Raw genomic sequence first — 15,596 nt, forward strand, 5'->3', positions numbered from 1 at the left:
GCGGCAACTTAATGACTGTTTTTATACATACAATTTATGCTCATATGGTTTTATGAATTGGGAAATTTTACTTAATTGGCAGCATGTCTTTGTATTTTTAATATATTTGAAAAATATTTGCGCAACATAAAATAAAAAACCCCCGACTAAACTATTAGTCGAGGTTATTATTTAAAAAATATGAAAAGTCTCCAGATAAATAAAATGAGCTATCTATTTTATGATTTATTTTTTAATTTATATAAAATGTGTAAAACGCGTTACACTATACTGAAAAACTCAATCTTGGAATGAATGTTTCGTAGTGAATATGGTCCATTGGCACTTCTAATTTCTGTAATTCTTGAATCATAGCTTTTAAGAATGAATTACCACCACATACATAAACTTCTGTTTCACCATCAAGGTATTGTTTTAATTGTTCAGCGTCTATAAATCCGTCTTGATTACGGAAATGTTTATCAAATTGTGCTACTGAAGATTGTGCTGTGATTGCTTCTAAATTTTCTTCGAATGCTACGTTTTGAGCATCTGATGTTGATTGAAGGAATGTTGAAGTTAAATCAGCATCAACCGCTTCTTTATACATTGAAACAAGAGGTGTCACGCCTACACCAGAGCCTATGAATAATTGTTTATGATCTTTGTTTGCCAATCCAAATCCACCAACTGGCGCAGATAAAAATAGCGTATCTCCCACTTTGACTTCATCATGTAGTACTGTAGATACTTCACCTTCATGTTCTTCCGTAACGTCTCTACGTACACCGAATGTTAAGAAATCTTTGTCACCATCTACAATGGAATAATGTCTTTTAGCTCTGTAAGGCAACTTATCACTAGATATATCTACTGTAATATATTGTCCAGGTACAAATTGACTTAAATCAATGTCGTCTGATGTTACTGTGAAAGATTTAATGATTTCGGTTTCATCAGTGATATTGGTTACAGTAAATGGTTTAAAGCCATCCCAAGCCATTTTACTGTAAACTTCTTTTTCTAAACCAATAAATGCATCAGCAATTTCTCCATATGCTTTAATCCAAGTTTGGATAATAGGATCTTCTTCTTTTAAGCCAGTCACTTGTTGAATTGCCCAAATCAAATTTTCACCAACGATTGGATAATGCTCAGCTTTTACTTGTAAAGCACAATGTTTGTAAACCACAGGCATAATTGCGGGAACAATTGATGATAAGTCATCTATATTTTCTGCCGCCGCTAATACTGCCATCGCTAATGCAGAAGATTGTAATCCTCTTTTTTGATTGGTCTGGTTAAACATATTCTTCAATTCAGGATGTTGTTCGAATAATCTTTTATAGAAAGTTGATGTTATTGTCTGTCCTTTATCTTTCAATAATGGTACCGTTTCTCTTATTGTTTTTATTTCTTCTTGATTTAACATAAAACCCCTCCTAGTCATTCCTTCACTTCCATTATTGAACTACATTATTTTGCTTACAAGCAAATGTGTTTAATTTCACATAAATTTCACATTCGATATTCATTAATTTGTAACTATTTTTTGATTAATGATTTTTAAAAAAGATAATATATTGAAAAATATCGCTCATTTTTATTCACTATATAATCTAAAATAAAATATATTATATTGATAATTCATTTTTGCAAACTTAAAAACCACATACACCTGGTGGTATATCAGTTCGCATGTGGTTTTAGGTTTGTTATTTATTATTATTACTTAATTCAAACGATGGGTAAAATTTCTTGTTTTAATTATATTTCTCGTTCAATTGGTGTATTAATCTTCTGAACTCAGTTTCAGATTTAAATTCAAAAGTGATGTAACCTTTTTTATTTTTGTTAGATATCGTTACAGCTGAACCATATTGTTCTTTTAGCTGTCGCTCTTGTTGTTGTATAAACTTAGGTTTTTTAGTTGTATGCGACTTATATTTAATAGATTTTTTATTTTCAGTGTTTTCATTTACATATTGTTCTAATGTACGTACACTCCAAGACTCCCGGTAGGCTTGCTTAGCTATGCTTTTCATCTTTTGCTTATCTTTTATCGCTAATAGCGTGCGTCCATGTGCGCCTGATAGTTTGTTATCTTTGACCATTTGAGTAATGTCCTTAGGCAATTGTAGTAAACGCAACATGTTGGCAATATATGGTCTAGATTTACTTAATCGCTGTGCCACTTCTTGCTGTGTTAGCGCTAACTCATCCATTAATTTACGATAACTTTCTGCTTCCTCAATCGCATTTAAATCTTCGCGTTGTAGATTTTCAATCACAGCGAGTTCCATCATATCTTCATCAGATAGCACTTTAACGATGGCGGGTATTGTCGTTGATCCTGCTAGTTTTGATGCTCGAAAACGTCGCTCACCTACTACAATGTTATAACCAGATATTGTTTTTCGTAACACGATAGGCTGTAAAATACCATGTAGTTTTATCGACTCAGCCAAATCTTCCAAACGTTCTTGATCAAATGATTTCCTAGGTTGATAAGGATTAGGTTTAATGCTATTGAGTGCTATTTCTTTTACGTGCGCATTGTGATCTACTTTGAGTCGTTCATCTATAGCATCATTCATCGTTTACACCTACTTTCTTAAATAAAAATGACCTTTTTAGTTAAACATAGTATATCATCACTACAGCAATGAAAAATATCATTTTAAATTATCGGTTAAATCAAAATTTTCAGATAAGTTATTGACAAAAGTTATTTTAATGTGTAATCTAAATGATAACAAATTTGAAATAGCAACACACAGTAATAAGGAAAGTAGAACTTACACTGCTGACACAGAGAGTCTTCACTTGCTGAAAGGAGACACAGAAAGAAAGTTTGAAAATGGCCTTTGAGTGTTGATGCCAATATGAGGTGTCAACGGGATCGCCCGTTATAGCGATACAGTATTAACATTTTGCTTAATGGCGTACTGGATTATTCCAAGCGTTGTATATGTCGTTAATACTCATTTCACTTTCAGTGGCAGTGAGTTTTTTTATTTGATCATATTACGGTAGCGCACGTTCAGTACAAGTAATGAATGCAATTTGGCGTACTGGATAAGGTTACTTTAGTGATAAAGTAACAAACAAAGGTGGTACCGCGAGCTAAGCTTTCGTCCTTTACATCCGATTGATTCGGGTTTAAAGGACGGAAGCTTTTTTTATTTTTAAAGGAGGTTATCTGTATTATGAAAAATACTGAGTTATCACAAATCGCACTGACACAAGATGCAACAGGAGCGATTGCAAATCCAATTTATTTATCAACAGCATATCAGCACCCTCATTTAGGAACATCGACGGGTTTTGATTATACAAGAACTAAAAACCCAACACGTTCAGCTTTTGAAGAATCATTTGCCAAGTTAGAACGTGGTACTGCTTCATTTGCTACTGCAAGTGGCATGGCAGCCATACAATTAATATGTAATTTATTTAAAGCTGGCGATGAAATACTCGTTTCATTCGACCTTTATGGTGGCACATTTAGATTATTTGATTTTTATGAGCAACAATACGGTGTACATTTCAAATATGTTGATTTCTTAAACTATGAAACTGTTAAAGAAAGCATTACAGAAAATACTAAAGCGCTATTTATAGAAACGATTTCAAATCCACAAATGCAAGAAGTAGACGTTGATCCATATTATATTTTAAGCAAAAAGCATCGCTTACTAACGATTATAGACAACACTTTTTTAACACCATATCTCTCAACACCACTTGAAGATGGTGCAGATATTGTACTACATTCTGCTACGAAATACATAGGTGGGCATAATGATGTACTTGCTGGTGTCGTGACGGTTAAAGATGAAAATTTAGCTGAAAAATTAGGTGAATTTCATAACATGATTGGTGCAACTTTATCACCTTTTGATAGCTACTTACTACAACGTGGTTTAAAAACATTACATTTAAGAATGGACCGTTCAGAATATAATGCTCAATTATTAGCCAAACGATGTTGTAACTTAACCGGCATTGACCAGGTCTTATATTGCGGTCGAACGGGAATGATGAGTCTACGCTTAAATAAAAATTATAAAGCCGATAAATTTTTAGAAAACTTAAAAGTATGTATTTTTGCAGAAAGCTTAGGGGGAACAGAAACTTTTATCACATTTCCTTATACACAAACACACGTTGACATGCCAGATGAAGAAAAAGAAAAGCGAGGCATTGATGAACATTTACTGAGATTATCCATCGGCGTTGAAGATTACGAAGACATTGAACAAGACATTATACAAGCATTAGAAAAATCTAAAGAAAGTGTGATTATATGAGTTTATCTAAAGAAACAGAAGTAGTATTTGATGCACAAAGAGGTGTTGATTACGATTCAGCTAATCCACCATTATATGCATCTTCGACATTTCATCAAAAAGTTTTAGGTGGTGACGCTAAATATGATTATGCGCGAAGTGGCAACCCTAATCGTGCTTTGTTAGAAGAAAAATTAGCAGCACTTGAAGGGGGCGATTACTCATTTGCTTATGCATCAGGTATTGCAGCCATTTCAGCTGTACTACTCACATTAAATGCAGGTGATCATGTCATTCTCCCAGATGATGTCTATGGTGGTACTTTTAGATTAACAGAACAAATTTTGACACGCTTTAATATTCAATTTACCACGGTAGACACAACACAGTTACAAGAAATTGAAGAAGCGATTCAATCAAATACAAAACTGGTTTATATTGAAACACCATCTAATCCATTATTTAAAATCACTGATATTAAAGGCGTCTCTCGTATCACACAACAACACGAACTATTACTCGCTGTTGACAATACATTTATGACACCACTTGGTCAGTCACCTTTAGCTTTAGGTGCAGATATCGTCGTACATAGTGCTACAAAATTCTTGGGTGGTCATAGTGATATCATTGCTGGCGCTGCTATCACAAATAATAAAGCAGTAGCAGACGCACTTTATCTATTGCAAAACGGTACAGGAACTGCATTGTCTGCACATGATTGCTGGACGTTAGCACAGCATTTAAAAACGTTGTCTGTACGTTTCAATCAATCTGTTGAGAATGCACAAAAAGTTTATGATTTCTTAACGCAGCGCGAAGAAATTGCAGAAGTCTATTACCCAGGAAATGACAAGTTACATTTATCTCAAGCAAAACATGGTGGTGCTGTTTTAGGCTTAAGACTTAAAGATGAATCAAAAGCGCAAGCTTTTGTAGATGCGCTCACGCTACCACTTGTATCTGTCAGTTTAGGTGGCGTTGAGACGATTTTATCCCACCCTGCTACTATGTCTCATGCTGCTGTACCAAAAGAAGTTCGTGAAGCACGCAATATTACATTTGGATTATTTAGATTAAGTGTAGGCTTAGAAAATGCTGACGAATTAATTGCTGATTTAAACTACGCACTGAAGGAGGCCTTCAATGAGTCAACTCATCAACAAACTGAAACAGAACATTTTAGTCGCTGATGGTGCAATGGGAACCATTCTATATTCTGATGGTTTAGATACTTGTCCAGAAGCATATAATTTAACCCATCCTGACAAAATAGAACGGATACATCGCTCCTACATTGAATCTGGTGCAGATATTATTCAGACCAATACTTATGGTGCAAATTTTGAAAAATTAAAAGTATTTGGTTTAGAACACAAGGTTAAAGAAATACACAAAGCCGCAGTACAAATTGCCAAAAGAGCAGCTAATGATGAAACATTTATATTAGGTACCGTAGGTGGATTTAGAGGTGTAAAACAGGAAGATTTAGGTTTAGAAGCCATTCAATATCATACCGAGATCCAAGTAGATACTTTAGTTGAAGAAGGCGTCGACGGTTTACTTTTCGAAACCTATTATGATTTAGAAGAGCTGACCAACATTATTACAGCTACAAAACGCAAACATCATATTCCTATTATTGCTCAATTAACAGCATTAAACACAAATTACTTGAGAGATGGTACGGAAATTAATACAGCTTTACAACGCGTTGTCGACAGTGGTGCTGATATCGTTGGACTCAATTGTCACCATGGTCCTCACCACATGCAACAATCATTTTCACATATTGAATTACCTGACAATGCCTATTTATCTTGCTATCCCAATGCAAGTTTATTAGATATTGAAAATAGTCGATTTAAATACAGTGATAATGCCGAATACTTCGGTAAAGTGGCAGAGCAGTTGATCAAAGAAGGCGTTAGGATTATCGGGGGGTGTTGCGGGACTACACCAGAACATATTCAATACATTAAGTCCTCTGTAGCCAATCTCAAACCGGTATCCAGTAAAAATGTAATACCTATTAAAAAATATAATAGTCCTTCACATAACAATGTACAACAACAAAACTTAACAACGAAAGTCAAAGCACGTCCCACTATTATAGTAGAATTGGATACGCCAAAACACTTAGATACAGAAACATTTTTCAGAAATATCAAAAAACTTGATGATGCTCATATTGATGCGGTGACCTTAGCAGATAACTCTTTAGCTACTGTGCGTATCAGTAATGTCGCAGCAGCAAGTATCATCAAACAACAATATAATATTGAACCGCTCGTTCACATCACGTGTCGCGATCGTAACCTCATTGGACTACAATCACATTTATTAGGCCTATCCTTACTGAATGTAAATGAAATACTAGCCATTACAGGGGATCCATCAAAAATTGGTCATTTACCCGGCGCAACTAATGTTTACGATGTGAACTCCAAAGGTTTAACAGAAATTGCATTACGCTTTAACGAAGGTATTAACACAGATGGTGATGCGCTGAAGACGAAAACGAACTTCAACATCGCAGGTGCTTTTGATCCAAATGTTCGAAAACTCGAAGGGTCAGTCAAACGTGCTGAGAAAAAGATAGAGAGTGGCACACACTACTTTATCACACAGCCAGTCTATAGCACCGAAAAAATCGAAGAAATATATGAAGCAACCAAACATTTAGACGTACCATTCTTTATTGGCATTATGCCAGTCACTAGCTATAATAACGCACTATTTTTACACAACGAAGTGCCTGGAATCAAACTATCCGAAGACATTTTAGAACAATTTGAAGCTGTTAAAGACGATAAAGAAAAAACGAAAGCATTAAGCCTTAAACTTTCTAAGGAACTTATAGATACCGTCCATAAATATTTTAACGGCTTATATTTAATTACACCGTTCCAGAAAGTCGATTACACTTTAGCACTCGCATCATATTCACAATCAATTACTTCAAGTAAACAGGAGGCAATATTATGACAATTCAAACATCAAATTTAGGTTTCCCAAGATTAGGCAGAAAAAGAGAGTGGAAAAAAGCAATAGAAGGTTACTGGGCTAATAAAATAGATGCCCCTACATTAAATCAACAATTAACAGACTTGCATAAAGAGAATTTATTACTACAAAAGAACTATAATCTAACGAGTGTCCCTGTCGGAGATTTCTCTCTTTATGACCATATTCTTGATACATCATTATTATTCAATATTATTCCAGAACGTTTCCAAGGCAGAGCATTAGACAACGATTTATTGTTCGACATTGCCAGAGGTAATAAAGAACATGTTGCAAGTGCATTAATCAAATGGTTCAACACAAATTATCACTATATTGTACCTGAATGGGACAACGTAGAGCCAAAATTAAATGACAATGTATTATTAGAGCGCTTCAAATATGCACAATCCATTAATGTGAATGCGCACCCAGTAATTGTGGGTCCCATAACATTCGTAAAACTTTCTAAGGGCGGTTCGCAATCATTTGAAGAAAAAGTAAATACTTTACTACCTTTATATAAAGAAGTTTTACAGTCTTTAGTAGATGCAGGCGCGGAATACATTCAAATCGATGAACCAGTACTTGTGGAAGATGATAGTGCACCATTTGAAGATATTACACGTACTGCTTATAACTATTTTGACGAAGCAGGCGTAAGTAATCACCTTGTGATTCAAACTTATTTTGAACGTGTCAACTTAAAATTCCTCAACAGCTTACCTGTAAAAGGATTAGGTTTAGATTTTGTACATGATAACGGCTATAACTTAAAACAAATTAAAAATGGCGAACTAGACAAAAACAAAACACTTTATGCAGGTATTATAGATGGTCGTAATGTGTGGGCAGCAGACATTGAAGCTAAAAAATCATTAATCGACACACTACAAAGTGCTACAAATAACCTTGTTATTCAACCATCTTCTTCATTGTTACATGTACCAGTATCATTAGATGATGAAACATTAGACGAATCCATCGCAGAAGGTTTGAGTTTTGCCACTGAAAAATTAGATGAATTGGATGCTTTAAGACGATTATTTAATGACAATGACAGTCAGAAATTTGATGAATTGAAAGCACGTTATGAGCGCTTCCAAAATCAATCATTTAAAAATCTAGAGTATGATTTCGACAGTGTGCGTACTACACGTCAGTCACCTTTTAAAGTGCGTAAAAAAGCACAAGATGCACGTCTCAACTTACCTGATTTACCAACGACAACGATTGGATCATTCCCACAATCGCAAGAAGTAAGAAAATTCCGTGCAGATTGGAAAAATAATCGAATTACAGATGAAGATTATAAAACATTCTTAAAAAATGAAATTGCGCGCTGGATTAAAATCCAAGAAGATATCGGATTAGATGTCTTAGTCCATGGTGAATTTGAACGAAATGATATGGTAGAGTTCTTCGGCGAAAAATTACAAGGCTTCTTAGTGACGAAGTATGGATGGGTACAATCATACGGTTCACGTGCGGTAAAACCACCTATCATTTATGGTGATGTAAAATGGACAGAGCCTTTAACAGTTAAAGAGACACTTTATGCACAAAGTTTAACGGATAAACCAGTAAAAGGTATGCTTACAGGTCCAGTGACTATCTTGAATTGGTCATTTGAACGTGTAGACTTGCCACGCGAAACCGTACAAGACCAAATTGCATTAGCGATTAATGAAGAAGTTTTAGCTTTAGAAAAAGCTGGTATCCAAATTATTCAAGTTGATGAACCTGCATTGAGAGAAGGTTTGCCATTACGTTCAGAATATCATGAAGATTACCTTAATAAAGCTGTGCACTCATTTAAATTAGCTACATCATCTGTTGCCGATGAAACGCAAATTCATACACATATGTGCTATTCTCAATTTGGCCAAATCATTCATGCTATTTATGATTTAGATGCAGATGTTATTTCAATAGAAACATCTCGTAGCCATGGCGACTTAATTAAAGATTTTGAAGATATTACTTATGACTTAGGTATTGGATTAGGGGTATATGATATCCACAGTCCACGTATCCCTACTGAAGCAGAAATCACAGAAGCAATTAACCGAGCGCTACAAGAAATTGATCGTTCTTTATTCTGGGTTAATCCAGATTGTGGTTTAAAAACACGTAAAGAAGATGAAGTGAGAGAATCATTGACTGTGCTTGTAAATTCAGTAGACAAATTACGTAAATCAACAAACCCTGCAACAGTTTAATCATTAATGACGAAGGTGATACCAATGACATATCCACTATGGGAACAGTTAGAACAATTAAAAACTGCAACATGGGTAGACTTAACCCATACTTTTGATGAAACAATTCCGTGTTTTAGTGAATTTGAACGCGCAAAAGTTTCTACACTATTTAATGTTGCCGACGATGGTTTCTATGTCCAAAACTGGAATATTGTGACTCAGTATGGGACTCACATAGATGCCCCGATACATTTTGTCGAAAAAACGCGCTATCTTCATGAAATTGATCTAAAAGAACTCGTATTACCATTAGTTGTTTTAGACTTTTCACAAGAAGTGGCAGCTGATGCTGACTTTATTTTAACGCGTGATCATATTAAACAATGGGAAACTAAACATGGTTCAATCGAACCTGGCACATTTGTTGCGTTTCGCAGTGATTGGTCCAAACGTTGGCCAGATATTGAACATTTTGAAAATAAAGATGCAGAAGGACAACTACACTTACCTGGTTGGGGCTTGGATGCCTTACAATATTTACTTGAAGATAGACAAGTCCAATCTATCGGTCATGAAACGTTTGATACAGATGCTTCAGTAGATGTTGTCAAAAATGGTGATATTGTCGGTGAACGTTACGTATTAGGTCAAGATACCTACCAACTTGAGTTACTAACAAATTTAGATCAACTGCCTACACGAGGCGCCATTATTTATGCTATCAGTCCAAAACCAAACAAAGCACCTGGATTTCCAGTACGTGCCTTTGCTATCAAACCTTAAAACCATAAGCGAAACGGTCCATTTCGCTTCAATAATATGAAACTTATAAAACCTAGCCATTATCATATATAAGAAATTGAGCACTTCTTATATTCATATATCTCTTTTATAAATAGACAATAAATTCTAAAATATGATTATGTTGATACGTAACTATTTGAAATAACGTTACACAAACAATTATCATTAACTGTTTATAGACACCAACATATTACCAACTTAACTGGGGCGGGAATTTGATATCAAATACAATTTTTGATTTCTATCCCGTCCCACTTTTATGGAATAAATACATAGGTCATAAGTTGGATTTTTAATAGATGATAATCTCTATCATTTAAAAAATTAAAATCAATGTTATACTTCAATTAAATTCTATTATATAAATAGCGTGTTATTGTGCATGCTTTACTATAAATTTTTAATACAATACGAGGTGACCTTTTTGGAATTAAATAAATCAAATTCCCCTTTTGATGAAAATCAATTGGAACTTATACAACAACTTATGCCAACACTGTCATCAAATCAACAGTCTTGGTTAAGTGGCTATTTGCTTAATGCTTCTACAGATGAAGGTGACCCATCGCAATATACCGATCATCCTGAAACATCTGAACACGCAAACGCAACAGCTGAATTAACATCGTCCATTAACACAACTAATTCAGAAATACCAACAGAAGATACGACGCATTCGACAATATCTACGGATGAGCCTATAGAAGTAAACATTTTATTTGGAACAGAAACAGGCAATGCTGAAGAAATTGCTGATGAATTTGAAACAAAATTAAAAGAACATGATTTTACAGTTCATACTTGGGAAATGGATGATTTTCCTCAAGAGGACTTATCAAAAGTTAACCATGTGTTTATCATTACTTCAACGCATGGTGTAGGAGAACCTCCGATTAATGCGTTGGATTTTTATGACTACCTGCATAGTGACGAGGCACCTGATTTAAGTCATTTAAACTTCTCAGTACTCGCATTAGGTGACCAAGACTATCCTGATTTCTGTCAAGCGGGCAAAGATTTCGATAAAATCTTAGGTGATTTAGGTGGTCATCGATTAGCTGATCGCGTTGAATGTGATTTTGATTTTGAAGAAGTATCTGAACAATGGATTATTGACATGCTTGAACTTTTGTCTCAAATGTCTCCTGGTAGTTCAAAAAATGAACCTAAAGATGAAGATGTCGTTGTCGAAGAACCGCAAGCAACTTATTCAAAAACACATCCATTTTATGCTGAAATCATCAAAAATAGTGTGTTAACTGAACCAACTGCTACCCGTGAAGTCAGACATCTTGAATTATCTATAGAAGGGTATGGCGAAGCCTACGAACCTGGAGACAGCTTAGTAATTATCCCTAAAAACAACCCAGAACTTGTAGAAGAAGTAATCCAAACATTGGATTGGGATGGCACAACAACAATAGACATAGACAATAGCGGTAATAGTACCACTATACAGGATGCACTTACGAATGAATTTGAAATTGCTAAATTAACACCATCTATATTAAATAATGCAGCTGCGTTATTTGGAAATCCTATGCTAAATGCAAATGTTCAAAACAACGAATGGGTACAAGATTATATTTATGGCAGAGATTTCATTGATTTAATTAAAGATTTTACACCTGTCGCGCTGTCACCTGATATGTTAAAAGACTTATTGAGAAAATTGCCGCCAAGAGAATACTCTATTGCTAGCAGTAATCAAGTAAATCCACATACCGTCCATATCACTGTACGCGTAGTTAAATATGACGCACATCATCGTGAACGTCATGGCGTATGTTCTGTACAACTCGCAGATCGTACACAATTAGGTGATAAATTACCTGTTTACCTTAAAAAGAACCCTAATTTTAAATTCCCTTACGATGAACAAACACCAGTCATTATGATTGGTGCAGGTACTGGCATTGCGCCTTACAGAGCTTATCTCCAACAAAGAGCGCATTTAGGATTGAAAGGTAACCAATGGCTCATATTTGGAAATCAAAATATTGATGCAGATTTCCTATATCGCAATGATTTAGAGTCATGGCTTGACCAAGGCGTGCTTAGTAAACTAGATTTAGCATTTTCAAGAGATACAGAAAATAAAATCTATGTTCAACACCGAATTGAAGAAAATGGGGAAGATTTTTATCAATGGTTAACAAATGGTGCAACCATTTATCTTTGCGGTGACAAAGAAGAGATGGCAAAAGGAGTACACCAATCTTTTGTCAATGTACTCATTCAGCATGGTAACTTTAATCAAGCACAAGCAGAAGATTATTTAACAGAACTAATTAAAAATCAAAGATATCAACGTGATGTTTATTAATAGTTGAGCCAATCACTGCATCATCATTACATTGATATGAATCCTACAACCACCTCAGCGATTATTTTTCAGATAATCGCACGGAGGTGGTTTTTTTATACTAAATTGCTGTTAAAAATGCCGTTTAGAATAATATTACAACCACTTACCTATTTTGTATGGTAATCAAATCATTTATTTGTTTTACTTATCAATAAGAAGGAGGCGAACTGAGCATGGATGTGAAGGTAATATATAATCAGCATTTAGACAACAATCAAGTAATCATTGAAGTCAATGAACACACTGAGCACGTGAATGACATTGTAAACTATATTAACAAATTAGCCAAAACGAAGTTATTTCCCGGAAAATATAAAGGGGAAACGCACTTTATAAAACAAGAAGATATTATTTCCTTTCGCATAGAAAATAAAATTCTTACTATGATTACCGCAGACAAACAATTTACAATGAATCAGCGACTATACGAAATCAAATCTCAAATCAACACCTATTTTCTACAAATCTCTAAATCTGAAATAATAAATATTAATTATATTGATTATTTGAAACTCAATAAAAATGGCACAATTGAAATTCGTTTTACTAATAATGATTTCACTTATTCATCAAGAAGGTATTTACCATTAATCAAGGAGGCTTTAAAATTATGAAACGCTTATTACACGGCGCAATCACAGGTATTGCTATTGGAGTTATCATTTCTTTATTTTTTTCAGTTGTTTTTTCACATACTTCATTTCATCCAGTCTCCCCTGTCTCAACAATGGGTCATTTATACTTTCAATATTTAAGCGAATTACAAACAATGTTTATCGCAGTTATCATCTGGGCATTAATTGGTATTACATTTAGTTTTGGAGCACTCATATTTTCAAGTTCTAGAAAATCATTATTATTTAAAACATCTGTGCACTTCACCCTAATGTTCGTTATCATGCTCCCTTTAGCAATACTAGCGGGATGGTTTCCACTTAAAGTTTCAGCTTTAGTATCTTTTATCATTATCTATACAATTGTCTATTTTATCATTTGGTCAATAGAAGCGAAACGTAATCAAAACGATATCAATGAAATTAACGCTATGCTTTCAAAAAGAAAGGGTGAAAAACATGAATAAAGGGAGATACACTGTAATACCCAATGCCTCAGTCACAGTTTTTCTAATAGGACTTCGTATAAATAAATGGTATAAAATTCATAAATGGTTACCTGTACTCTTAGCTATGCCACCTATGCTCAGAGAATTATCAAAAGATAAAACGCTGGGATGTTTATCTTTTGAAATGCTATTTAAATATCGTGGTGTGATGATTGTTCAATATTGGGAATCTAATGAAAAATTACTTTCTTATTCAAAAATGCCGGTACATTTAAAAGCATGGCGACGTTTTATGAAAGAACTTAAGCAAAATGATGCTGTAGGTTTTTATCATGAGACTTATAATGTCGATGCGAATCAATATGAAAATATTTATATTAACATGCCCGATTTTGGTCTAGGAAAAGCACGTAATAACGAAAAAGTAACCAAAGCTACACACACAGCAAAGCAACGCTTACGCTCATAAACCTGACCTATCAATGCTCATCCTGCCTTATCACTTTATATGCGATGAACATATACTAAAATAGTTTTCAGCATAGAAAAGCTCCCTTCAAGTTTCATTTTTTAAATGTCACTTTGAAGGGAGCATATGCATTGTCTATACTCATTCCTAACAGAATATAGTTATTTCAGTGTTTTATTACTTTACTAGCTAATTACTAAACTATTATCTTACATATTCAAAGATACCGGCAGCACCCATACCTACACCAATACACATCGTTACCATACCATATTGTGTATCCGGGCGTTTTTTCATTTCTGAAAGTAATCTGCCAACCAACATCGCACCCGTAGCACCCAATGGATGACCTAAGGCAATTGCTCCGCCGTTAACATTCGTCTTTTGAGCATCTAAACCTGTCTCTCTCATTGAAGCGATTGTTTGAGATGCAAATGCTTCATTCAACTCTACTAAATCAATATCATCTACATTCAAGTTTGCCTGTTTTAACACTTCAGGAATTGCATAAGCAGGTCCAATCCCCATCAATTTAGGATCTACACCAACTGCTTTAAAACCTACGAATCTCGCAATTGGTTCTACGCCTAATTCCTTTACCTTTTCACCTGACATTACTACTACAAAGCCTGAACCGTCAGTTAAGGGTGCCGAGGAGCCTGCAGTCACTGTGCCATCCGCCTTAAAAACAGTGGGTAATTTAGATAATGCTTCTTGATTCGTATCTGGTCTAATCAATTCATCATCTTTAAATACTGCCTGCGATACGACCGGACCATTTTCATCATAATCCACTTTATTCACTTCAATCGGAATAATTTCATCTTCAAATTTACCTTCTGCTTGTGCTTTAGCAGCACGGGCATGACTTTGTACTGCATAGGCATCTTGATCTTCTCTAGAAACCTTGTAAGTGTCAGCCACCATTTCTGCAGTTAACCCCATTGGATAAGATACACCAGAATCTTCGTCTTGCAGTATCGGGTTATTGGTTGGCTCATTGCCCCCCATCGGTACCGCACTCATAAGTTCAATACCTCCAGCAACTAGAATGTCTGCTTGGTCCGCTATAATTTGATTTGCTGCATGTGCAATTGTTTGTAAGCCTGAAGAACAATAACGATTGACTGTTTGACCAGGTACTTCATTTGGCATCCCTGCTAATAAGGCGATTGTTCTAGCAATATTTTGTCCTTGCAAGCCTTCTGGAAATGAATTCCCAACAATGACATCTTCAACCATACTAGGTTCAAATGAACCTCCAACTCTTTCTAAAACACCTTTCAATACTTTTGCAGCTACTTCATCAGGTCTTTCATGAGTCATTGCACCATTTTTTGCTTTACCAGCTGCTGAACGTCCATAAGCTACTATATACGCGTCTCGCATTTAGTTTCACCCTTTCCTCTAT

At 34.9% G+C, this 15,596-nt stretch carries 12 protein-coding genes and 1 other annotated feature; of the genes, 9 read left to right on the forward strand and 3 right to left on the reverse strand.

What is annotated here, in order from left to right:
• Positions 1-265: 265 nt before the first annotated feature.
• Entirely contained in the window at positions 266-1,411 is a 1,146-nt protein-coding gene (locus tag KA883_RS06705) for a globin domain-containing protein (RefSeq protein WP_046207130.1), read from the reverse strand.
• 331 nt (positions 1,412-1,742) lie between these two features.
• Complete coding sequence (locus tag KA883_RS06710) at positions 1,743-2,576, reverse strand: ParB/RepB/Spo0J family partition protein (protein WP_046207131.1); 834 nt, start codon at positions 2,574-2,576, stop codon at positions 1,743-1,745.
• Positions 2,577-2,749: 173 nt separating this feature from the next.
• Positions 2,750-3,124, forward strand: a binding site (T-box leader).
• 64 nt (positions 3,125-3,188) lie between these two features.
• Between KA883_RS06710 and KA883_RS06715 the strand changes: the two genes are divergently transcribed.
• The 9 genes from KA883_RS06715 (at position 3,189) to KA883_RS06755 (ending at position 14,185) form a co-directional block, all read left to right on the forward strand.
• On the forward strand, positions 3,189-4,292 hold the full coding sequence (locus KA883_RS06715; protein ID WP_046207132.1) for a PLP-dependent transferase: 1,104 nt from the start codon (positions 3,189-3,191) through the stop codon (positions 4,290-4,292).
• A complete protein-coding gene (metC, locus tag KA883_RS06720) occupies positions 4,289-5,464 on the forward strand; it encodes a cystathionine beta-lyase MetC (RefSeq protein WP_046207133.1) in 1,176 nt (391 codons plus the stop codon). Before KA883_RS06715 ends, metC begins: the two co-directional genes overlap by 4 nt.
• Positions 5,418-7,259, forward strand: a complete 1,842-nt coding sequence (locus KA883_RS06725; protein ID WP_046207134.1) for a bifunctional homocysteine S-methyltransferase/methylenetetrahydrofolate reductase — start codon at positions 5,418-5,420, stop codon at positions 7,257-7,259. The genes metC and KA883_RS06725 overlap by 47 nt, the downstream gene beginning before the upstream one ends.
• Complete coding sequence (gene metE / locus KA883_RS06730; protein WP_155390641.1) at positions 7,253-9,499, forward strand: 5-methyltetrahydropteroyltriglutamate--homocysteine S-methyltransferase; 2,247 nt, start codon at positions 7,253-7,255, stop codon at positions 9,497-9,499. Before KA883_RS06725 ends, metE begins: the two co-directional genes overlap by 7 nt.
• A 24-nt stretch (positions 9,500-9,523) precedes the next feature.
• The gene (locus KA883_RS06735; protein WP_046207136.1) at positions 9,524-10,264 is read left to right on the forward strand and encodes a cyclase family protein; all 741 of its coding nucleotides are present in this window, start codon (positions 9,524-9,526) and stop codon (positions 10,262-10,264) included.
• 445 nt (positions 10,265-10,709) lie between these two features.
• Complete coding sequence (locus KA883_RS06740; RefSeq protein WP_046207137.1) at positions 10,710-12,611, forward strand: diflavin oxidoreductase; 1,902 nt, start codon at positions 10,710-10,712, stop codon at positions 12,609-12,611.
• Positions 12,612-12,826: 215 nt separating this feature from the next.
• Complete coding sequence (locus KA883_RS06745; protein ID WP_052722064.1) at positions 12,827-13,267, forward strand: LytTR family DNA-binding domain-containing protein; 441 nt, start codon at positions 12,827-12,829, stop codon at positions 13,265-13,267.
• Complete coding sequence (locus tag KA883_RS06750; RefSeq protein ID WP_046207138.1) at positions 13,264-13,734, forward strand: DUF3021 domain-containing protein; 471 nt, start codon at positions 13,264-13,266, stop codon at positions 13,732-13,734. The genes KA883_RS06745 and KA883_RS06750 overlap by 4 nt, the downstream gene beginning before the upstream one ends.
• Positions 13,727-14,185 carry a DUF4188 domain-containing protein gene (locus KA883_RS06755; RefSeq protein ID WP_046207139.1) on the forward strand — a complete coding sequence of 153 codons (459 nt, stop codon included), beginning with the start codon at positions 13,727-13,729 and terminating at the stop codon, positions 14,183-14,185. The genes KA883_RS06750 and KA883_RS06755 overlap by 8 nt, the downstream gene beginning before the upstream one ends.
• A 204-nt stretch (positions 14,186-14,389) precedes the next feature.
• Here KA883_RS06755 and KA883_RS06760 read toward each other — a convergent pair whose 3' ends face one another.
• Positions 14,390-15,574, reverse strand: coding sequence for a thiolase family protein (locus KA883_RS06760; RefSeq protein WP_046207140.1), 1,185 nt, complete (start codon positions 15,572-15,574; stop codon positions 14,390-14,392).
• Positions 15,575-15,596 lie beyond the last annotated feature (22 nt).

It is taken from the genome of Staphylococcus sp. GDY8P54P, from assembly GCF_017892645.1.
Lineage (GTDB): Bacteria > Bacillota > Bacilli > Staphylococcales > Staphylococcaceae > Staphylococcus > Staphylococcus ureilyticus.

Bases quoted from the DNA above. Each gene is read 5' to 3' on its own strand.
- KA883_RS06705 (WP_046207130.1), bottom strand. From the start codon at position 1,411: ATGTTAAATCAAGAAGAAATAAAAACAATAAGAGAAACGGTACCATTA.
- KA883_RS06710 (WP_046207131.1), bottom strand. From the start codon at position 2,576: ATGAATGATGCTATAGATGAACGACTCAAAGTAGATCACAATGCGCAC.
- KA883_RS06715 (WP_046207132.1), top strand. From the start codon at position 3,189: ATGAAAAATACTGAGTTATCACAAATCGCACTGACACAAGATGCAACA.
- metC (WP_046207133.1), top strand. From the start codon at position 4,289: ATGAGTTTATCTAAAGAAACAGAAGTAGTATTTGATGCACAAAGAGGT.
- KA883_RS06725 (WP_046207134.1), top strand. From the start codon at position 5,418: ATGAGTCAACTCATCAACAAACTGAAACAGAACATTTTAGTCGCTGAT.
- KA883_RS06735 (WP_046207136.1), top strand. From the start codon at position 9,524: ATGACATATCCACTATGGGAACAGTTAGAACAATTAAAAACTGCAACA.
- KA883_RS06745 (WP_052722064.1), top strand. From the start codon at position 12,827: ATGGATGTGAAGGTAATATATAATCAGCATTTAGACAACAATCAAGTA.
- KA883_RS06750 (WP_046207138.1), top strand. From the start codon at position 13,264: ATGAAACGCTTATTACACGGCGCAATCACAGGTATTGCTATTGGAGTT.
- KA883_RS06755 (WP_046207139.1), top strand. From the start codon at position 13,727: ATGAATAAAGGGAGATACACTGTAATACCCAATGCCTCAGTCACAGTT.
- KA883_RS06760 (WP_046207140.1), bottom strand. From the start codon at position 15,574: ATGCGAGACGCGTATATAGTAGCTTATGGACGTTCAGCAGCTGGTAAA.